We start from the raw sequence: 20,602 nt of genomic DNA, 5'->3' as shown, positions 1-20,602 counted from the left end.
AGCTTACCTTACAAAAGAATGAGACAAACCACGTCTTAAAATGCAATTTTTATGCCAGCATCAAGGAAGCGTCCATAATCCACCGATTGCTTTAATCAGATGAATCGTTGAGACATATTGACGTCCGATTCGATTGACAAGATCCCTTTTTAATTCTAATTCGGCTCTTTCACTATCCACAACTTCGAGATAATTGATGACCCCCTCACTGTAACGATCATTCGATAATTGAGTCGTTTCACGTGACGCCGCCACTGCTTTTTCCAAACTGTGAATCTCTTCCCCTTGCAATTTCAAATTCGCTAAAGCACTTTCGACTTCTTCAAATGCAATCAAAACTTGCTGCTGATAGTGAGCATCCGCTTCTCTGAATCTATCCCAAGTAAGACGCAGCTGCGATATGTTGCGCCCTCCGTCATAGATGTTTTCGGTTCCTCGAACATCAATTGCCCATAAACGACTTTTTCCAGATAGGAAGTCATGCAAATCAGGACTTGAAAAACCCAAAGTATTTGTGAGGGTAAAAGAGGGAAAAAACGAGGCGTAGGCAGCGCCTATTAAAGCGTGCTCAGCAGCTGAGCGTCTTTCAGCCTCTCTCACATCTGGTCGTTTAAGTAAAACCTCAGAAGGAATACCCGATGGAATTCTAGGTGGCATTTCTGTAATAGGAGAATAAGCGATTGAAACGTCTAAAGGTGGAACACCAATCAAGAGGGCAATCATGTTTTCATTCAATGCACGCTGTCGCAATACGTCATAATATTGTGCGTTGGCATTTTGATATTGCCGTTCTGCCTGTGAAACATCGATATAGCTAACTAGACCTGCATCATATCGTTCTTGATTAACCTCTACTTCTTCTTTGCGAACACGTATGGTGTCTTTTAAAACATCAATTTGGGCATCTAATGAACGGATTTGAAAATATGTGCTTGCCAGTTCAGATGTTAAAATTAGTACACTGGATTGGAAGGCCATTTCTTGTGCTTCTAATTGTCGTAAAGAAGACCAATATTGACTTTTCAATTTACCCCACAGATCCAATTCATATTTCAAATTGAACGGGAGTGCATATAACATTTGATGCGCACGCAAAATCGTCGGAAGATTCGCAGGTAATCCAAAAACCTCAATCAATCCATTTGTGCTATTGTAGTCGGGATCTAAATTGACTTGAGGATAAAGGTCACTCTTACGAATATCTGCTAACGCTTTAGCTTGAAAAACACGAAACAATGCAGCAAAGAGATTTTGATTATTTCCTAGAGCCTGCAATTCCAGGCTATTTAGAATGGGGTCTTCAAAAATGTCCCACCAATTCTCAACATCTGGATTGGCGATTTCTTCTTGTTCTTCATATTTCCAATGATCGGGTGTGGGAGAACATGAGCGATGATACTTAGGACCTACCACACAACCAGGTAAAAACAACATGCTCAAGCAAAAGTAAAAATAGATTTTAGTCTTCATGATGCTCTGGTAATGGATTATCTATATAAACATCTGCTTGTTGCCCCACATACATGTTATAGTCCTTGGGTTCTTCAAAAGAATAGATCACCTGCAAGACACGTGTGTCCACTCGCTCTTCAGAAGTTCCTGTCAGGGATTTTTTAGGAACAACATAGGGCTCAATACGGACAAATTTAAGCGGAATCATCACATTAGCATTATTTTTGGGATAAGCAACGGCTGGACTATTTTTATCAAAATATCCTGCGTTTTGCTCATCGATATCTACCCGTATTTGCAAGTTCTTCAAATTGCCGACCATCAATAAAGGTTTATTTCTGCTAACAAATTCCCCGTCTCTTACATCTTGTTTAAGCAGAATTCCATCAATAGGTGAACGGACGATTAAACGGTTTAACAGTTCGGTGGTTTCCTCGACTTCGGCTTTGGCTGCCTTCACTCTCATTTCAGCAACCCGGGCTTCATTTTCTCTCGTTGTAACATCTTCTTTGCTGACTGCTCGAGGATCTTTTACCTTCTTAACTCTTTCAAACTGATCGATCGCTTTTCTGAGAGTTGCTTCGGCCACTTCCACATTTGCTCTTTGTACTTCCAGCTTAGCTCTTAATGCCCGAGTGTCAAGTTGTAGGAGTGCATCTCCTCGATGTACAGGATCGCCGACTTTAAACCACAGTTTTTCGACAATTCCATCTTCGGGTACCCCGATTTCAATATTTTTATCGGAGGCCTCTACAATTCCCGACGAGGCAATTGCCTGTAAAAAAGGGCTTCTTGATGGCTCTTTAATGGAAATAGCTTCTGGCGGCTCTTGTTGAAAAAGATGTGTCAAAATAACTGCTAAGAGAAGTCCTAAAATGGCCAAATAAAAACTGATTGTTTTAAAAATACTCATGCATAAAATCCTTTAAGGGGACGCGGATTTCGATATCCCATCATCACACCATCTTCCATCATCGCAAGACAATCGGCATACTCAAAAATACGATGATCATGCGTGACAACAATGACACTACGGTCAGATCTTTTCCCAACATCTGTTAAAATATGCATGATGCGTGCTCCATTTTCTGCGTCTAAAGCCGAGGTTGGTTCATCACAGATCAAAAGTTTAGGTTCATGAACAAGTGCACGCGCAATTGCAATGCGTTGCTGTTCTCCTCCTGACAAATGCACAATGTGGGCTTGTTCTTTTTCCTTCAACCCTAATGTATACAAAATACTTCTGGACCTTTCAATGGCTTCTTTTTTTGGAACTCCATTTAAAATCAAAGGGATCATAACATTTTGCAAAACTGTCAGCGTTTTAATGAGATGAAACTGCTGAAAAACGAATCCTACATTGATTCTGCGAAATTGAGTGAGTTCATCGTCATTCAGATCTGTTAGAGAACTGCCTAAGACATGCACTTCTCCGTCGGTCGGTCTTACAGTCCCTGCAATAATGCTTAAAAGGGTTGTTTTTCCACTTCCAGAAGGACCTGTGATCATCAAAAGTTCGCCTTTCTTTGCCACAAGATCTATCCCTTTTAAAATATCTAAATAGACATCCCCCGAAAAAACGCCTTTTGTTACATTTTGCAGCTCAACCGCATTTTCATTATTAGGCACGGAACACCTCAGATGCATCGAGAGTTTCAATTTTTCTAAGGCTTAAAAATGCTGAAAAAAAGGAGATCAAAACAATCATAAAAAAAGTCAAAAGAGGAATTTGCCAGGAAAAATAAAAGGGAATGCGTCCTGTTGTAAAAAGAATCACTCCATTAATGACTGTAATTCCCAATCCAATCCCGTATCCAATGAATCCAGCAATAAAGGCTTGAAAAAATACCATATGCCTCAATAAGCTGTTGTCAGCTCCCATAGCTTTTAAAGCACTAAAATTGCCCAAATTTTCATTAACAAACGAATAAAAAGTTTGACCGGCAACGGCGATTCCAATCACAAAACCCAAAATAATTGTCGCTCCAAATGAAACAGGAATTCCAGTATTAATAAAAAACCACCATAAGGTTTTCCAAAAAAAACTTTCCTTTGTGTAGGCCCTTAGCCCCGTCTCTTTTTCAATAGTCTGTACCATGGCACTAGGCGTAATTCCAGCTTTTGGTTGCACTAAAATAAAAGAAAGATTCTTTCTCGTCTTTGGAGCAATTTCAATAGCTCTTTCGTAAGTGGTATAAATAAATGGATATCCAAAAAATGATTGCTCAGCCTTCACAATACCCACAATTTTTACTTCATGATCATTAATATCGAAAACATCTCCGATATCTAAAGGCTTTTTCAGTGTTTTGCTAAGTTTATTAAGTCCGGTTTCATCAACAATTACTGCACCGGACTGCCATAAGTCCTCCAAACGTCCTTTAATAAAAGTGGGGGGGACTCCCGTCAAGGTGGCCGAATCAACTCCCATTAACTGCAAAGTCATAAAAGAGCCGTTATACAACTTGCCTTCCAAAAGAAAGTAATAAAAGGGAAGGGCCCAATCGATGCCAGGAACAGAACGCACACGGGTTAAATCGGTATCTCGCATGGGCTTGATATCTGTGATTTGTTCAACATGAGGGTCCACAACCCAAACAGGAATATTCGTATTGCGCAACATTGTGGTCGTCCAACGCATCACGCCCCAAAAAATGGATGACTGCTGGGTCATCAAAAGAGTTGAAAAAGCCAATCCGCTAATCAAAACAAGATATTTGACTTTGTCTCCTAGCAACATTTCTATGGCAATTTGAAGCATATGTCGAACGAGCTCGTAAGTGGAATCAAAACAATTTTAAAAAAAATATAGCTTTTTATTCTCTGATGTCTATTGTAAAGATTAAATTTTGTCAAACTTATTCCCTATTTTTTATGGATACTCAACAACAAAAAGAATTTGATTTTCTCAAAACGCAATCTTTACTGGATGGCTTATCTGAAGACGACCTAAGACTGTTACAAAATTGGCTTGTTAGAGAAAATTTTAAACCTAACGAAGTGATAATTGAAGAAAGCAGTGAAGGAACGGATCTTTATCTAATTAAAGAAGGTGAGGTATCTGTCTTAAAATGGGATGAGGAACACTTTTCACAAATTCCGCTTGGTAGGCTATCGACAGGTGAAATGTTTGGAGAGATGTCTTTTATGGACAACTCTCCTCGTTCAACAACAGTTAAAGCAATCAAACCCACTATCGTTTATAAGTTTTCTAAGAATGCACTTGCCAAGCATTCAACAGCAGAAATACAAAGCCAAATTTTTGAAAATATCGCCATCGCGAATATTCATCGGCTTCGACATTCAAATATATTGTATGTAAAAAATGCCCAAGGTTACCAAACACTTTTACAAGAGAAAAAATCGCGGGGCCATTTTTTTATCTATGAAAGTTTGCTTTTAGCCTTTTCTGTTCTACTTAGTCTTTTTTCTAAAGATTTGCGAAATGACTTGCCCTGGCTTATCGCGTTGATTCCATCCTTTTTGCTTATCAGATCTTATCAATATTCTTGGTCTCATTTCGGCCTTTCTTTGCAAAAATGGAAATCCCAATTCTTTGCTGCTTGTCTTTGCTTAATCCTTGTTGTGGGAGGCCTACAACTTATTAAAGACTTCTTAAATGCGTCTTTATCTTTTAGAATGCCGCCCCTTTCAGAACTTTCCTTCTTAGCTCTTGCATGCTTTGCTCAAGAATTTATTGGGAGAGGCATTTTTCAAACCACAATACAGGACTTTCTCGATGACAAAAATGGTTATCGAAGTATCCTGATCACCGCATGCTTTATCTTTATTTTCTTCCTCCCTTTTGGATGGCAAACAAGTTTAGCTCTTTTTTGCATCAGTCTTCCGATGGGCTTATTATTCAATCAACAAAAAAGTGTCTTGGGCATATTCCTCATTCATTTTGTTTTAAGAATCCTTGGAATTCTTCCGCTATAAAATCCCATTTAAATAATCAATTTCGCTCTTCAAGCTTGTGTTTATCTCTCTTAGGGAAGTATGATTGAATGTCTTTATTAACAAATCAAAGGAATTTTTGATGAGCATTGGGACAACTATCCATTATAGAGGATATTTAAAAGATCACGCATCGATTGATGCTTGTATTGAAGCCATTCGTAATTTTGCATCCAAAAAAGGATGGGAATTTGAAGAGTTCGAAGAAAAAGATATTACAATCGATCGCATGTATGAAGATGATCAAGAGAAAGTGCATGAATGGGAATATCATGGACCTATCAAAGGAATCACGGTAAACACACATGAAACATGTGAAGACCTTTGCTTTGCATTCGATAATGACTTGTTTTTCCAAGAATATGTCAAAACACAATATGCTCCAAGCGATGTTCACGTAGAAATTATCAATCTTCTACGCTCTCTCCAAGAACACACAAAAGAGCTTGTTGTTGATGATGAAGGGCAATACTGGGACACACAAGATCTTGAAACATTGAATGCCAATTTGCAAGAAACACAAGAATTGCTTGAGGAAATCCTAAACGACAATCCATCCTGCGAAGGACCTGTTTGGCTACCAGACGGTCGCATTGCAGATTTTGTTGAAAAAGATGCCTTAGAAGAACCAGCTGAGAAATCAGAAGAATAATAAATAAAATGGGCCCACAAAAATGGGCCCATTTTATTTAAAGCGTCTTCTTATATCTTTGAGAAACGGCATTCCAATCAATATTATCAAAGAATACCTGGATATATTTAGCTCTATCCAATCCAAATTGCGTAATGTAAGCATGTTCAAATACGTCCATCACGAGTAAAGGTTTTCCTCCCGACAGGTGGCCGACGTCGTGTTCATTAATCCACGTATTTACTAGCCTTCCTTGCTTTGGATCCACATATGTAATGACCCAGCCAATCCCTCTAATGGCACCGGTTGCTTGAAAATCGGATTTCCATTGGTCATATCCACCAAAATCCTGCACCATCTTTAAAAATAGTGGGTCATCTTGTTTTAATTGGTGGGTTTGCCCGCCTAAATTTTCAAAGTAGTACTCATGCAACAACATTCCATCAAATTCCCATCCTAACATATGCTTAAAACCAGCGAATTCGGGGCTTTGACTTTTGCCTGTCTGGTCAAGCTCCCCTATTTTTTGTAAGAGTGTATTGGTATTGTTGACATAACCTTGATACAATTTGAAATGCATCTTTAATAAGTCATCATTTAATCCCTTCACTTTTCCAAGCAAATGATCAAAATCACGTACTTCATATTTTTTTGTCGATGACGCAGTTTCGTCACCCATTGCCATCTGAGCAACGCCCATCATCAAGCTGATTGCTACTAGCCAAATTTTTTTCATCATGACCTCATTTTTTAGACATCAGTGCTAGCTTAATAAAAATAAAATTTTTATAAAAAGGTTTATCATAAAAAATAGAAAAAAGAGCGCTATGAAACGATTTTCTTATACATTCTTTGGTATTCTGACTTTTTTAGGATTACTTTGGATCACTTTTGAAGGTTTGCAATACCTTAGAGCCAAACGTTCTGAGATGACCTCGCTATCAGCCCAAGAACAAGAGCCCTTTGCAGTTCCATTGGGCTTACCTCCACTACCTTGGCCTGAGGATAACCCTTATAACAAAGAAAAAGCGGAATTAGGACGCCTTCTCTATTTTGATAAACGCCTTTCCTCCAATGGAACCGTCTCCTGTGCTACTTGTCATGCTATTCAAGATGCTTTTACAGATAATCAAGTTGTTTCTCAAGGCATTGATGGAAACAAAGGAAACCGAAACTCCCCTACAGTCATTAACTCAGCATACCAAGATTTTCTATTCTGGGATGGAAGAGCCAGTTCTCTCGAAGATCAATGCAAAGGTCCCTTAGCTAATCGAAAAGAAATGACTCAGGCACAAAGCGCTTCGGATGCACACCGAGAATGTCAAGAACGGATTCAGAAAATTGCAGGCTACCGAGCTCTATTTAAATCGGTGTATGGAAATGACGACTGCAGCATTGATGATATAGCAAAAGCAATCGCCACTTTTGAAAGAACCATTCTTTCAGGAAACTCCCCTTATGACCGCTACATCGTCAATAAAGATAAAACCGCCATGTCTGCCGAAGCGATTCAAGGGTTAACCGTATTTAAACGCAGTGGATGTGCAAATTGCCACGCAGAGCCCCTTTTTACGAATGGTCAATTCACAAATATCGGTGTTGGAATGGATGTCAAAGATCCTGATCTCGGTCGCTATGAAATTACCCATAACAAAATGGATTTGGGAGCGTTTAAAGTTCCCACTTTGCGAGATGTGGAGCGCACATTTCCCTATATGCACGATGGAAGCTTGAAAACCTTAGAAGAAGTGGTTGAATATTATAACAAGGGTGGAATTCCTAACTCTAATTTACATCCCCTCATCAAACCTCTCAATCTGAGCGAAAGTGATAAACAAGCGCTTGTGAAATTTTTGCAATCACTCAATGGAGAAGGTTGGCAGATTAAAGAACCGGAAAAATTTCCTGATTAATTAAAAAACACATCTTTTCATTCATAGATAATCATTATAATTAAGTTGATAAACTAAAGCAACTAATGCAAAACCGTAACTTACAAACTTAATTTAGGATTATCATGAATGTATTGTTTTATCTGGTCATCCACACATCCAATATATTAGGAATATTTACAGATCCCTTCGAATTTGAGGGAGATTATGGATCTGGAATCAACCTCACTCGCCAAAAAATCTTTGAGCAAGTGGTATCCAAAGAAGCTCTCGCAAAAAATCTGACTGGCCAAGAAATCATTCAACTCATGCAGAGTCCCGATGCTTCCCAAGCAGAGATCGCTGAATACCATCGCATGCTAGTTGAACAGGCACTTCTAGCAGATCACACATATGGACCAACCTTAGCGGAACTGATTCCTGATGATCTCATTCAAGTCCTCATTCAAAAACAAAGTGCGAATCGGGAAATCGGTTTTTCTACCGAAGATCTCGAAAATTTTACGGCCTTCATTCATCGCTATGGGGATCAACACATCTTTCATTTTCTACGTAGTAACCTCTCCGAATTTCTAAGCTTAGATAAAATTCTACGCGATCACGCGGCAACAAAAGGCAAAGATTTTGACTTGCCCATTCTCGGATCGACCGAGCCATTAATTGGACAAAAAAATTTCGAACTTAAAGTCGCTTTGCTAGACAAATTAATGTGTGCAAAAACTCTTCAATTAGCAAAACCTGAAGAGACAGTGCGAAAAAGCCTAGCGGAAATGCCTAAAGATTTTCTAAATGCCTATTTTGGACCTACAGCTAACACACAAGATCTAGCCCTTTTTTGTACGCCAGCAGGGCAAACCCTTTTTTACTGGCTTTACCACGCTCTTAATTTACATCTCATCTCTAAAGATCCAGCAATGATTACAGAAATCAATCTGGTCAAAAAACGTTTTGCAGAATCGCTCGCTAACCCGGAATTCAGAGCGCAAGCATTTAGAGAAAAACTAATCGCAGCTAATTCAGGACTCCTGTTCACCCAAGAAAGCGATGCCTATATTCCCAAAGCTTTAGGAAAAGAAAATCTTTTTCTTCCGATTGATAAACAAAATCCAAGAGATGGATGCTTTATTTTTCTTCGTACAGATATGTGGGAACCTGAATACGAAATCATCCCTATTGCGGATTATGAAGGATATAAAGAAGGACGCTTAACTGTTGCCCTAGCGACTCATAAAACAGGCAAAAAATTCCTACTTGCCTCGGGGCATGGACATTCAATAAAGGCTGAAGATGGAAGGTTTCAAATCAGCCTAGTGATGCAAAAGTTTCAGCAGCTGTCTAAACTGCCAGAAAATAAGGGTCTTCAGTTGCTCATCGGAATCGATGCCAACACAAAATCTGAAGAGGACGTAAAAGCTCTGCGCGAGCATTTGGATACATTAGGTCTTATCGGAACAAATGTAGGTCCTACCACAGTCAAAAAACGGATGGTGACAACACAACATGCTAAAGCTGGACGATTTGCAATAGACGAAGAGGATTATCTGATCACTTTAAAACCAGATGCGGGTGGAGATTATATTTTTATTCACTCAACTGTTGGCTTTTCTGAAGAAAAACCAGATGTCAACGATGTTCTTCCAAACATAAAAAATCCATCGGACCACTACCCCGTCGGAGCGACGCTTTATCCTCTCGAAAATCAGTGTTAAATTTTAACTTGAGATAAGGCGTTTAAAATTCTATCCTTTATCATACCTTCTGGGGAGCGATGACAGATAGATTTAAATTGTCCCTCACTATCTTCTTCGTGATTTTTTTAGATTCTCTATTTATTCAATAGAAGAGGGCATTCATGCAAAAAGCACATGATTTTATCATTCCTTCCTGCCGGGCAAACATTATCCAACTTAAAGATCCATTATGCAACACTTGGAAATCCTAAAAGAGACGCAAACAGACAAATCACAAATGCCGTCTTAGTCCCGCATTGGATGGGTGCCCCATTGCTTTCACCCAAAAACCGTTAGATGCCAATACCTATTCTCTTATATTTCCTGATAACGTCGGCCATGGTCAAGCAAACCAAGCGATGGGCTTCGCACTCGCTCTCCACAATATAACTCTATACAGACATGGTTGAATTGCAATATAAACTTGTCACAGAAGAATTAGGGATTTCTCACTTATTATGGGCTCTACAAGTAGCCGAATTCGTTCAATTTAAAATGATGCTCTCTTCTGGCATTATTAAGGGTGACCGCGTGCTTTTTTCAAAGAACTTCCTCTTAGATTAAAACGTTAACCATGCTTCAAAATCTCCATTCAAGACTCCCCCACCCTTATCAAAATGGCTGTATATAAAAGTGCCCCAAGGACAAACTGGGGATATCCAACTTGATCTCGCTTTGGCAACTCATAACGCAATGAATTAAGAATAACCCCACCAGACACAAAAGATATCACAATCGCTACAACAGCATCTGGAATATGCGTTAAATATCCCACAACATAACCCAATACTAACGCGATGACTAAGGTCCACCTAACTTGATCCTGATACAATTCTGAATTGTCCAAATTGGTATTATGATCATGGATAAAATAATGCATCCCCATCGCAATCGTAAAAAGAATGATGGGCTGAATTTCAGGATTTGTACTATCCGATAAACTCGCCCCAACAAAAAAATTAAATAGCAAATACCCGCTGATTGTTAGCCAAAAATTGGTTTTTGTCACTTTTTGTGTATGGAGTCCATAATAAAAAAGAACTCCAATGAGGGCTGTCACGTAAGCATGCAAATCAAGGTAGGGAATCATTTCCCCAAAAGCCCGTTTTAATGCGGGTTGCCCCTTTTCAAGAGCTGGTAAAAGATCGACAAATACGTAAGCAAAAGAAACGCCTGCCGCAAAAGAGAGGAACGCCCCTCGCCATACCCATCCTAAAACCTTGGCTGTGTTAGCAAATACATGAATCCCTACAAGCACAAGTAAAGCAAAAAAACCCGCATGCATTGGAAAACCTATTTTGATTAAAATTTTTACCCCTTAAGATGTAACCAATGCATCGCTTTATAATCGGAGAAGAATTTTCATGAAACATATCTCTTTAGTTTATCTTCTATTTTTTTATTCTCAGTTTATTATCGCAAACAACGATCTTTTGCCATCTTGGACCGATGGACCAACAAAATCAGCCATTCTTCATTTTGTTGAAGAAACAACTCAAAAGGATCATCCGCACTATATCCCCGTTGAAGAAAGAATTGCGACCTTCGACCAAGATGGAACATTATGGGTAGAACAGCCTCTCAATACACAACTTTTTTTTGCAATTGATCACATCAAGTTGTTTGCCCCTCAACACCCCGACTGGAAAGAAAAAGAACCTTTTAAAACAATTCTGATGCACGATGTAGCGGGCTTAAAAGCCTTTGATGAACGTGAAATAGAGCAAATTATTGCTGTAACACATGCAAATATGACTGTTCATGAATATAAAAAGGCTGTACAAGAATGGTTGCAAAAAGCTATACACCCCCATTTTAAAAAGCCATTTACTGAACTGGTTTATCAACCAATGCTTGAAGTGATTCAATTACTGCAAAAACATGGCTTTAAAACCTATATTGTATCAGGTAGTGGACAAGAATTTATTCGGGCTTATGCAGAAAAAATTTATGGGATCCCACCAGAACATGTGATTGGATCGGCTAGCAAAGTCAAATACATTTACCAAAATGACTGCCCGGCTCTTTTAAAGCTTTCGGAATTATTATTTGTAGATGATAAGGCAGGCAAACCGGAAGCTATTAGCTTGATCATTGGACGCCGTCCCTTTGCTGCATTTGGAAATTCGATTGGTGACCGTGAGATGCTAGAATGGACCCAGGCAGGTTGTGGAAAACGATTAGCATTGCTCGTCTATCATAACGATGCAATCAGGGAATACGCCTATGGTCCCAATTCGAAAATTGGAACTTTTTCATTTGCCCTGATGGAAGAAGCTAAAAAAAGAGGGTGGCTTGTGGTGAGCATGAAAGATGATTGGAAAATGATATTTGCTTGGGAATCTCCGTGCAAGCTTCCATAGGAACATAAATGAAAATAGACGAATGGATTGTTTATATTATTCAAGCTGAATCAGGAAAACTCTACACGGGGATCACAAATGATCTCCAACGTCGTTTTCAAGATCACAAACAACTTAAAAAAGGAGCTCGTTTTTTTCATTTTTCAAGCCCAGACAAGATCGTTTTTAGCGAAAAACATCCAAACCGTTCGGAAGCTTTAAAACGTGAAAGTGCAATAAAAAAAATGAATCGACAAGAAAAACTAAAACTTATTACTTCTATGAACATGGACCTGTGACGTTATGGCAAAAATTTTTCTTCCTCCCCTTGATGACGATCTTTTAAAAGAATGTACGATGACGGCATTCCGAGCGCGCGGAAGCGGCGGTCAGCATGTTAACGTAACCGACAGCGCTGTGCGTTTAACGCATAATCCCACCGGCATTGTGATTACATGTCAGGTGCACCGAAGTCAGCATTTAAACAAAAAGGAATGCCTCGTCAAATTGCGCGAGGAAGTTGAACGACGCAATTATCGAAAACCTAAGCGTGTTCCAACACGTATTCCGCATGCTGTTGTTCAGAAGAATAAAGCGAAAAAAGTGAAGGACTCAGAGAAAAAAAAATTGCGCTCTCTTCCTCCTCAAGAGAATGAATAATTCATTTATCTTTTTGCACCAATTTGATAAAATGATTAGCATTTTTTCAAACAATGAGGGCAAATGGCCGATTCTTCAAATCCACTCCCTTGGTATAAAGAGGGTCTGAAATTTAAATGCACAGGTTGCGGGCAATGCTGCACGGGTGCACCCGGCTATGTTTGGGTGACTATCCAAGAGATGGAAGAAATGGCTCAAGTGCTAAATATTTCCTTGGCGCAATTTAAAAGGACCTATATTAGACAGCGAGATAATCGATATGCGCTCATCGAGAAAAAAAACGAAAATAATGCCTGTATCTTTTTGAAAAACAACCGCTGCCAAGTTTATACAGCTAGACCTTCACAGTGCCGCACCTACCCTTGGTGGAAGGAAAATCTGAATACAAAGGAAAGCTGGGCTCTTGCCGCTGAGCAATGCGAAGGGATCAGCGATGACGCTCCCCGCATTCCTTTTGATGAAATTCAAAAAAATTTATCAGAATAAAATGTCAATGCCTACATGTGCAGATTGTGAGGTGTGATGGTTTTCTTTTCTATGCTCAAAAAAACGTCTATCCAAGAAATGCGATTGTCTTTAGGCACAAATATTCGATTCACATACTCCGTTGATAAACAGGGTTTACCTGGGTAAAATTGAAACTTATATCCCTTATTAACTAAAACTAATAAACAGGCACATTGTTCAATTAGATCCTCGATACATTTTTCGATATATAAAGATTTATTCATATAAGATTCACGATGATGCAGATTTTCATAGCTAATCTCCGCATCCTCATGCAATAATTTTTGAAAATTTAGATCTGAAGAATAAAGGTCTTCCAACAACTCTACAATTTTTTTAAAATAAGGATCTTGGCAAATATAAGAATGCCAATAGACGACATTGCAATTTTCAAAGATAGATTCGTATCTTTGAGCCAGCATATGTGCACTTTTTAAACATTCTTCAAAGGCTCTTTCAAAATTATTTGAATATTTTAAGCTCAATGTTTTTACATGCGCTTTCTCTGTTAATAATACAGTAATCTTTCCTTTAACATGTTTTTTTATTGTCGATATAAAGGCATTCATTTTAAAATCCCCTTGAAATCCTTCATGGAAATTCGAATGAATACTAATAGGTAGTATTACAGGAGCACTCGTTTCTAACCATGTAATATCTTTTGTTTTAAATGCAAGCTTTCCTCGAACTGTTTTTTCTTGATCGGTAAAAGTTGCCGTAAAGTTTTGTCGCCAAATATAAGAATTCATATATAACCCACTTTGTTAAAAATAAGCTATTATAGATGCAGGCTCTGCTATTAAAAAGAGCAGTAAATCACACATTAATAGAGTATTAAATGCTTTATTAGTAAAAATTTTGTTGAATAATTAAACTATCTTATTTAAAATAGAAACCATGAATAGTTATAATGAGATGCTTAGAAAGATTACTTCTTCTCCCTATCATAATAAGATGTTGCAGTTTGCAGCCCCTTTAAATGATCATTTGGGAATTAACCATTTTTGGTATTACCGCATTACTTTTTCAGGGCATTATTCTTACATCGGCACAAACAGTGCGTGGAATGAATTCTGTTTTGAAAATCAAATGAATAGTCATTTTCCCTGTCTTCGCCATCCTAAAACACTGAAAAGCGGAATTAGCTTAATGAAGGCCAGTGAAGATCCAAGCTATCAAAATGTTTTAAAAACAGCCTGGGAAAAATTTAACATTAATTTTAACATCAATCTTCAAAAAATCACGCCCGAGGGTATTGAAGCCTTTGGTTTTGCAACACGTTTTAATGATTTAAAAGCTGAAGAACGTTTAATTAATGATCTCCCCGTGCTACGTAATTTCATTAAAATTTTTAAAGAAAAAAACGAAAAGCTTATTAGTATGCTTTCTGAGTATCAGATTCACCTTCCTTCTAAATTTGGGCCTAAATTTTATGAACAGCCCAAAACGATTGCCTTCCCCACACAGCATCAACTTTTTATGCAAAAAATAGGGGGACAACCAGCTTTTTCGTTAACACCAAGAGAAAAAGATATCTTAAAATTTGTCTCCAATGGCTATCCGGCTTCATATATCGCTGAGCAGCTTCAACTAAGTCAAAGGACCGTCGAAAATTATATTGCAACCATAAAATGCAAACTTTCCTGTTCTTCTAAAGTTGAACTTATCCAAGAAGCACAAAAAATTACTTCGATAGAATGTGATTCGATATAGACAAACAAAATGCTTTGTGAAAGTGTATATTTAAGTCCTTGAATATACACTTTGAGTAAACTCTATGATGCCAATTGGTGATGACAATTCTACGCGGAAAACAATTCCTGTTGTCACCTACCTCTTAATTGCTTTAAATATCCTTTTCTTTCTTGCTGAGCTTTCAGGAGGAGAGGAGTTTATCAAACAATGGTCTTTTATTCCTAGCCGTTTCTCTACTTATCCACAAACTGATTTCATAACCCTTATTACTTCCATGTTTATGCATGCGGGTTGGTTGCATCTTGCAGGTAACATGTTATATCTTTGGATTTTTGGGGATAACGTTGAAGACTATCTAGGAAAGGGGAAATATGCTGTTTTTTATTTTTTAAGTGGTTTAGCAGCAACATTTACCCAGTACTTTTTTCAGCCCGATTCAAATATCCCCAACCTAGGAGCTTCTGGAGCTATAGCCGGAGTCTTAGGTGCTTATATCTTGCTTTTCCCAGGACAAAAAGTAGAAGTATTGCTTGGAAAGTCCATCGTAGCGATGCCAGCCATTCTTGTGATTGGATTTTGGATTTTATTACAACTTGTGAGTGGGGCCGGAACGCTCCACTCGGCTAAGGATGAAAGTGGAGTGGCTTACATGGCACACATTGGTGGATTCGCGGCTGGGTTAGCTTTAGCATTTGCCTTTATTCATCTTGGAAAAAACAAATCTAGGTAGAATGACATCCAGCAAAAACATATTCTTTGACAGGCCTGCCTTGGATGAGATGTTCTTGAATAATCCGTTCAAGGACTTCTGGCGTACATGAATGGTACCAGATCCCATCAGGATAAACAACGACTATAGGACCTTTCTTACATACTCTTAAACAATCTGCTTTAGATCGATAGATTCCACCTAATTCGCTTAAATGAAGCTCCTTGAGCCTCGTTTTAAGATATTCCCAGGATTCCAGCCCTTCGGCAGGCTGACAACACTTTGGCTTCTTTGGATCGCAACAGATAAAAATATGTCGCTTGATTTGATTAAGTCCTAATTTTTCTACAATAGCGTCAAGTTCGTGATTTTGTGACATTTTGAATCTCCCTAAGTCATGAAACGATTCTACATGATTTAGATCATGACATCAACTTTAAGACTTGTGGAGACTAAAGCCATTAATGACCCGTCTCCCCATAATTGTCACTAAGGTTTTCTTCTATGCTCTGGTGGTGCCATAAATTCAGGCCCGATAGGATGTGGAATCATCCGCGTGAGAATTTGGTCCACTTCTTTCAAATCATCAGAGTTAAGCTTCCAGCCCCAAATAGAATCAATTGCTTCTAATTGCTCAGGCTTTCGAGCCCCCCATAGTGCCACGCTGATCCCTTTATCTAATACCCATCTAATCGCTAATGCAATCAAAGAACGCTGATATTTCTGCTTGGCAAGCTGTTGCAGTTGATCTACACAAGCAAGATATTTAGCATAATGGGGTTCCTTAAACTTTGGATCCGATTTCCTTAAATCGTCTCCCTGAAATTGAGAATCTTTACGCATTTTACCTGTTAATAAACCACGGCATAACGAGCCGTAGCCCAGGCTAGCTACTTGATGTTTTAAACAATAGGCGAGAACCGTCTCTTCCAACTCCCTTTCAAAAAGATTAAAAGGTAGCTGGTTCACATGTAAAGGAGCACTCTTTTGAAATTCCTTCATCTGCTCGACCGAATAGTTACTGACACCAATGGCGCGTATTTTTCCTGAATCGAGTAACTCTTTTAATGCTTTGGCGGTTTCAGAAAAAGGTGTATCAAGATCCGGCCAATGCACCTGGTAAACATCAATATAATCAACCTGAAGCCTTTTTAGGGAATCTTCGATTTCTTTAAAAATTCTTTTTCGACTTGAATCGCGATAAATCTTTTCACTTTCCCACGCCAATCCGACCTTAGTTGCAAGAATGATTTCTTCTCTTTTCCCATACTGTTTAAGGGCCTTCCCAACAATTTCTTCGGACGCACCAAAACCATATACAGGAGCTGTATCAATAACCGTTATTCCCATATCTAAAGCTTTATGAATAGTAGAAATGGCTAATTTTTCATCAGATCCTCCCCACATCCATCCTCCAATGGCCCATGTCCCCAAAGCAACTCGAGAAGCTTTTTTTTGAACGTTTGGAATAGTAGTAAATTCCACATGTCCTCCTTATTTAAAGAATGCATAAAAGGAGTAACAATAATCAGCGACTTTGTCAAAAAAAATTTCGCCTTGATATTGAAATATCAAAAATGATTGCAAATTAAGACTTTGCGCTTTATATTTTAGCGCATGAACAAAAACAAGCCTTCTTACATTCTGTATTTCCCATATCCTTGTGATAGTTGCATCCACAAGCAAGGCGTCCTTTTATCTCCTTTTAAAATTGTTCTTTCTATTCTGGTGCGCCCCTAAGGCGCAAATAAACTGTTTCTTCCTTACAGCAATTTCACATAAAAAAAAGTTTAATCAGTAAACAGAAAGGATGACAATGTCTTCTCCAATTTCAAACGAAAATCCATCTTATAAAATGTTTGTAGACCAATGCCTAACATCTTCAATAGCCGCGTCAGTCGCAATTGTCCCTCCTTTTTATGGATTCATTGCGAAAAGTGAATATCAATGCGGAAAGCCAAAGCCACGCATACATCCTTTAATAGCGATCAAAGCGGGGTTAAAAGCAGCTCCTATCATTGGGCCAACAGTAGGCATTCAAATGTTTGCACAAGCTTTCTTTGAGCAAATGCTAGCTGCTCATGTTAAGCATGATTCGTTTGTGATGCTAATAAGCACAACATTTGTTGCTGGTATTTCTGCTCCTGCATTGGCCATTTGTAATGGGCTAACCATGCGTAAAACAGCTATAGAATCACTTCGCACGCTTTCAGCAAGACAGACTAGTGCGATTATGACGCGAGAGCTAGGTTTCCTTCTAGGCTTACGCATTAGTGGCCCTGCGGGTGAATATATGAAAAAAAACTGTGGAGATAGTAAACACATCGAATATCTTACAGCGCTCATTAGCGGCATGCTAGGCAGTGTCATGGGGCATCCTGCAGATACAATTTTAACCCGTAAGCAAAATGGATTGAAGATCACTTATCATTCACTGATGAAAGGAGTGATCCCTCGAGCCCTTGCGATAGGTGTATTTTCACTTGGCTTTAAAGCTTTAAAAGATTTACATAAAACCTATCAAACTGAATCGTAAAAATAAAATGCAATAGGTTCGCAGCAAAACTGTAAACCTATTGTAAAAAAAATAAAATAATATGCCCGAATTTTCGCCATTTAAACCGATTGGTTACTTTTTTTCGTCTCAGAATGAAAAATATATGGTTCCTCGCCAAGCGGAGCTCGACTCGTTAAGCGGATATGTTTTGCTTGAACCTGATCATAATTTTGAACAAGCTTTAGAAGACCTCGATGGCTTTGAAAGAGTCTGGTTGATTTATTGGTTTCATCTTAATCAAACCTGGAAACCTAAAGTTAACACCCCGCGAGGGGGTCAAAAAAGAGGGGTATTTGCCACTCGCTCCCCGCATCGCCCAAATCCAATCGGATTGTCATGTGTTGAGCTACTCTCTGTCCAGGGGAGAAAAATGATGATTGCCAAAAGTGACCTAATCAATGGGACGCCTATCCTTGATATCAAACCGTATATCTGCTATGCAGATGCCTTTGCAAATATCCGACAAGGTTGGATTGGAGATTCGAGGTCTCCTGAGAATCGCTTTTTAATCAAGTGGGCTCCCCTTGCAACCGAACAGGCCATGTTCATCACAAAGGAAACCTCTTTTGATTTGAAAAATGCCATTGAACCACGCTTAGCGAATAATCCTTATCCTTTTCCTAACCATCGCATTACAAAAATTACTGACAATCAATTCATTCTTGCTTGCAAAACCTGGCGTATTCATTACACACTATCCGACTATGAAATCCTTATCGACTCCATCCATTCAGGTTACGACAGCGAAACTTTGGCTGGTCATAAAACTTCTAGATGGAATGATGTAGATATCCATCGCCAATTTATGCAGATTTTTTATGAATAGTACCTAAAATTCATTAAGCTTTGGGTAACTTTATTAATGTACCTTGGTTAGCTAATTCTGCTTGTGAAGGGATAAATTCATCACCTTCTTCAAAAATGTATTGCTTTTTGCGCATGGGATATTTTTTTTGTTGGATGACCATCGGACTTTCACCCTTTTTAAATATCCTGAACACAGGTTTTTCCTTTTGAGGACATGCATTAATTTGTGCAACAAAATCTGTATTGACCTGAGCTAATTTATTGACGAGCCTCTCTAATAAATCTGCATCTGCACTTTCGTAGTGTTCATCTTCATTGAATTCAAGATGGATTTCTGTGACTTTACGTCTTTTCTTTTCATATTGATAAAAACCATAGTGCGCGGTTTGCTCATTAAGACCTGGTTTTCTGCTGAATCTAAGCGGCGAATGGTTTCTTCAAGATTTTCTGGGACCACTTTGCAGCCTCTAAAGCTAATAACGATTCGATGGCATCGTATACAGGAAAGCTGCGATGCGCAGCTTACATCCAGGAAAAATAACCGCTTTCATCAAAGGGTACTCATATACTGCTTTTGGAGATTTTTTTGTTATATGATGCCTCTAAAAACAATACTCACCTTAATAAAGGATTGTGCCCAGAACTAGCCATAAAATGCTCATGCATGGGATAGAAAGCCCTGACCTCATCATATCCTCAACCTTAGATAACAAGGCTCTAACAAGCTTAGTAAGATAACACTCTTGGAAGATCCTAATTCATGAAGGAATCTTCCATCCATCTATCAAAGGATCGATGATGAGAAAGTTATAGCAACCACATCGCGAACAGTGCAAAATGGATTAAAAAATTCGAGCAAAACAATGCTTGGGTATGGGTTAGAAAATCTTATGAAATTTCCCGTTGGCATATTAATGGCGCTTATTGTGGACCTCTTCCACATTCTCAAATAGTTTTCAGTTTTGCTACTTCTTTGAAATGTTCCTCTGCACTGCTATATCAATGATCATATTTTCAATCAGAATGATCGAATTTTTGGATTTAACTAAAGTTGTGTCATCAAAAAGAGGTGAAGGATTTTTTATTACTGCTGATAATAAGATTGGAGCAGTTCATCCTGAATCCAAAATACATGATAATCGTCTTTTCTTTTTCTAAATTAATCGAAGAAGAATCAAGACATTAATGAACTCTATTCAAGATGACATCCTCTTCAAAAATCATATTAAAAAAATCAGCTTGCGTCATATCAAATTAAGAACGGCTTAATCTTTTATATAACTAGATAACAATTCAAAAACTAACTAAAATTATAAAATAAAACATTTTAGGTATAGCTAATTTCATGAATTACACCTCACTTAATAAAGTTAATGCATTTTTTGCTGAAGATGTTAATTTTAAAGCTCAAGGAATATCCGAAAAACTGACTAATTTTACCAAATTAGCAAAAGAAATTTTCCAGCACATTCAAGCAAACCACGACAATTCCCCTCAGGCTAAAATTGATTTTCTAGGAAAAATTCATACAAAATTTAAAATGACAAATGCATCTTTAAATTCTACCAAAACAATATGGCAACTATTCGTTTCTCTATTTTCTTCTTCTGAAGAAGAAAAAGAATTTCACAAAGTATGGAAAGACGACATCGCCGCCAAAAAG

General features: G+C 38.3%; 23 protein-coding genes and 1 pseudogene. 14 read left to right on the top strand and 10 right to left on the bottom strand.

The features are described from left to right. Positions 1 to 60 precede the first annotated feature (60 nt). From AB7E63_RS04765 to AB7E63_RS04750, 4 genes are read right to left on the bottom strand one after another with little or no spacing between them, the layout of a single operon-like run. Complete coding sequence (locus AB7E63_RS04765) at positions 61 to 1,470, bottom strand: efflux transporter outer membrane subunit (RefSeq protein WP_039377111.1); 1,410 nt, start codon at positions 1,468 to 1,470, stop codon at positions 61 to 63. Continuing rightward, positions 1,460 to 2,365, bottom strand: a complete 906-nt coding sequence (locus tag AB7E63_RS04760) for an efflux RND transporter periplasmic adaptor subunit (protein ID WP_039377116.1) — start codon at positions 2,363 to 2,365, stop codon at positions 1,460 to 1,462. Before AB7E63_RS04760 ends, AB7E63_RS04765 begins: the two co-directional genes overlap by 11 nt. Beyond that, entirely contained in the window at positions 2,362 to 3,081 is a 720-nt protein-coding gene (locus AB7E63_RS04755; protein WP_006341073.1) for an ABC transporter ATP-binding protein, read from the bottom strand. Before AB7E63_RS04755 ends, AB7E63_RS04760 begins: the two co-directional genes overlap by 4 nt. Next, a complete protein-coding gene (locus AB7E63_RS04750; protein WP_039377119.1) occupies positions 3,074 to 4,213 on the bottom strand; it encodes an ABC transporter permease in 1,140 nt (379 codons plus the stop codon). The genes AB7E63_RS04755 and AB7E63_RS04750 overlap by 8 nt, the downstream gene beginning before the upstream one ends. A 113-nt stretch (positions 4,214 to 4,326) precedes the next feature. On the opposite strand from AB7E63_RS04750, the gene AB7E63_RS04745 reads away from it, so the two are divergent. After that, positions 4,327 to 5,391: a cyclic nucleotide-binding domain-containing protein gene (locus tag AB7E63_RS04745; RefSeq protein ID WP_428418856.1), complete on the top strand. Its 1,065-nt coding sequence runs from the start codon at positions 4,327 to 4,329 to the stop codon at positions 5,389 to 5,391. A gap of 100 nt (positions 5,392 to 5,491) precedes the next feature. Continuing rightward, the gene (locus AB7E63_RS04740; RefSeq protein WP_006341077.1) at positions 5,492 to 6,061 is read left to right on the top strand and encodes a hypothetical protein; all 570 of its coding nucleotides are present in this window, start codon (positions 5,492 to 5,494) and stop codon (positions 6,059 to 6,061) included. A gap of 37 nt (positions 6,062 to 6,098) precedes the next feature. Here the strand turns inward: AB7E63_RS04740 and AB7E63_RS04735 are convergent, their stop codons facing one another. Next, the gene (locus AB7E63_RS04735) at positions 6,099 to 6,779 is read right to left on the bottom strand and encodes a superoxide dismutase (protein WP_006341078.1); all 681 of its coding nucleotides are present in this window, start codon (positions 6,777 to 6,779) and stop codon (positions 6,099 to 6,101) included. Between the two features lie 88 nt (positions 6,780 to 6,867). Here AB7E63_RS04735 and AB7E63_RS04730 point away from each other — a divergent pair, with 88 nt between their 5' ends. The 3 genes from AB7E63_RS04730 to AB7E63_RS04720 all read left to right on the top strand — a co-directional run bounded on the left by AB7E63_RS04730 (position 6,868) and on the right by AB7E63_RS04720 (position 9,959). Continuing rightward, positions 6,868 to 7,953: a cytochrome-c peroxidase gene (locus tag AB7E63_RS04730; RefSeq protein ID WP_006341079.1), complete on the top strand. Its 1,086-nt coding sequence runs from the start codon at positions 6,868 to 6,870 to the stop codon at positions 7,951 to 7,953. A 104-nt stretch (positions 7,954 to 8,057) separates the two neighbouring features. Further along, positions 8,058 to 9,641 (top strand): hypothetical protein, encoded by a 1,584-nt coding sequence (locus AB7E63_RS04725; RefSeq protein ID WP_006341080.1) that lies wholly within the window; start codon positions 8,058 to 8,060, stop codon positions 9,639 to 9,641. 156 nt (positions 9,642 to 9,797) lie between these two features. Next, positions 9,798 to 9,959 (top strand): hypothetical protein, encoded by a 162-nt coding sequence (locus tag AB7E63_RS04720; protein WP_006341081.1) that lies wholly within the window; start codon positions 9,798 to 9,800, stop codon positions 9,957 to 9,959. Between the two features lie 295 nt (positions 9,960 to 10,254). On the opposite strand, the gene AB7E63_RS04715 is transcribed toward AB7E63_RS04720, so the two are convergent. After that, a complete protein-coding gene (locus tag AB7E63_RS04715) occupies positions 10,255 to 10,947 on the bottom strand; it encodes a hypothetical protein (protein WP_006341083.1) in 693 nt (230 codons plus the stop codon). Between the two features lie 79 nt (positions 10,948 to 11,026). Here AB7E63_RS04715 and AB7E63_RS04710 point away from each other — a divergent pair, with 79 nt between their 5' ends. The 4 genes from AB7E63_RS04710 to AB7E63_RS04695 all read left to right on the top strand — a co-directional run bounded on the left by AB7E63_RS04710 (position 11,027) and on the right by AB7E63_RS04695 (position 13,150). Beyond that, a complete protein-coding gene (locus AB7E63_RS04710) occupies positions 11,027 to 12,025 on the top strand; it encodes an HAD family hydrolase (RefSeq protein ID WP_006341084.1) in 999 nt (332 codons plus the stop codon). Between the two features lie 8 nt (positions 12,026 to 12,033). Further along, positions 12,034 to 12,303, top strand: a complete 270-nt coding sequence (locus tag AB7E63_RS04705) for a GIY-YIG nuclease family protein (protein WP_013925151.1) — start codon at positions 12,034 to 12,036, stop codon at positions 12,301 to 12,303. A gap of 4 nt (positions 12,304 to 12,307) precedes the next feature. After that, positions 12,308 to 12,664, top strand: a complete 357-nt coding sequence (locus AB7E63_RS04700) for a peptide chain release factor family protein (protein ID WP_006341086.1) — start codon at positions 12,308 to 12,310, stop codon at positions 12,662 to 12,664. Between the two features lie 63 nt (positions 12,665 to 12,727). Beyond that, positions 12,728 to 13,150: a YkgJ family cysteine cluster protein gene (locus tag AB7E63_RS04695; protein ID WP_006341087.1), complete on the top strand. Its 423-nt coding sequence runs from the start codon at positions 12,728 to 12,730 to the stop codon at positions 13,148 to 13,150. 11 nt (positions 13,151 to 13,161) lie between these two features. Here the strand turns inward: AB7E63_RS04695 and AB7E63_RS04690 are convergent, their stop codons facing one another. After that, on the bottom strand, positions 13,162 to 13,920 hold the full coding sequence (locus AB7E63_RS04690) for a hypothetical protein (protein WP_006341088.1): 759 nt from the start codon (positions 13,918 to 13,920) through the stop codon (positions 13,162 to 13,164). A gap of 148 nt (positions 13,921 to 14,068) precedes the next feature. Here AB7E63_RS04690 and AB7E63_RS04685 point away from each other — a divergent pair, with 148 nt between their 5' ends. Together AB7E63_RS04685 and AB7E63_RS04680 are read left to right on the top strand one after the other, a co-directional pair. Beyond that, the gene (locus AB7E63_RS04685) at positions 14,069 to 14,884 is read left to right on the top strand and encodes a response regulator transcription factor (protein ID WP_013925152.1); all 816 of its coding nucleotides are present in this window, start codon (positions 14,069 to 14,071) and stop codon (positions 14,882 to 14,884) included. 64 nt (positions 14,885 to 14,948) lie between these two features. Continuing rightward, the gene (locus tag AB7E63_RS04680) at positions 14,949 to 15,596 is read left to right on the top strand and encodes a rhomboid family intramembrane serine protease (RefSeq protein WP_006341090.1); all 648 of its coding nucleotides are present in this window, start codon (positions 14,949 to 14,951) and stop codon (positions 15,594 to 15,596) included. Here AB7E63_RS04680 and AB7E63_RS04675 read toward each other — a convergent pair. Next, positions 15,589 to 15,954, bottom strand: coding sequence for a (2Fe-2S) ferredoxin domain-containing protein (locus tag AB7E63_RS04675; RefSeq protein ID WP_006341091.1), 366 nt, complete (start codon positions 15,952 to 15,954; stop codon positions 15,589 to 15,591). The two genes, AB7E63_RS04680 and AB7E63_RS04675, sit on opposite strands and share 8 nt — an antisense overlap. Positions 15,955 to 16,064: 110 nt before the next feature. Beyond that, positions 16,065 to 17,060: an aldo/keto reductase gene (locus AB7E63_RS04670; RefSeq protein ID WP_006341092.1), complete on the bottom strand. Its 996-nt coding sequence runs from the start codon at positions 17,058 to 17,060 to the stop codon at positions 16,065 to 16,067. Positions 17,061 to 17,391: 331 nt separating this feature from the next. Between AB7E63_RS04670 and AB7E63_RS04665 the strand changes: the two genes are divergently transcribed. Both AB7E63_RS04665 and tsaA read left to right on the top strand, forming a co-directional pair. After that, complete coding sequence (locus AB7E63_RS04665) at positions 17,392 to 18,111, top strand: hypothetical protein (RefSeq protein ID WP_006341094.1); 720 nt, start codon at positions 17,392 to 17,394, stop codon at positions 18,109 to 18,111. A 61-nt stretch (positions 18,112 to 18,172) separates the two neighbouring features. Further along, complete coding sequence (gene tsaA / locus AB7E63_RS04660; protein ID WP_006341095.1) at positions 18,173 to 18,958, top strand: tRNA (N6-threonylcarbamoyladenosine(37)-N6)-methyltransferase TrmO; 786 nt, start codon at positions 18,173 to 18,175, stop codon at positions 18,956 to 18,958. Positions 18,959 to 18,971: 13 nt separating this feature from the next. On the opposite strand, the gene AB7E63_RS04655 is transcribed toward tsaA, so the two are convergent. After that, positions 18,972 to 19,133, bottom strand: coding sequence for a hypothetical protein (locus AB7E63_RS04655; protein WP_155118713.1), 162 nt, complete (start codon positions 19,131 to 19,133; stop codon positions 18,972 to 18,974). A 1,151-nt stretch (positions 19,134 to 20,284) separates the two neighbouring features. On the opposite strand from AB7E63_RS04655, the pseudogene AB7E63_RS04650 reads away from it, so the two are divergent. Further along, positions 20,285 to 20,602: pseudogene (locus AB7E63_RS04650) on the top strand (hypothetical protein); the annotation flags it as partial.

It is taken from the genome of Parachlamydia sp., from assembly GCF_050255895.1.
GTDB lineage: Bacteria > Chlamydiota > Chlamydiia > Chlamydiales > Parachlamydiaceae > Parachlamydia > Parachlamydia acanthamoebae.
This window is presented reverse-complemented; position numbering and strand designations above follow the sequence as displayed.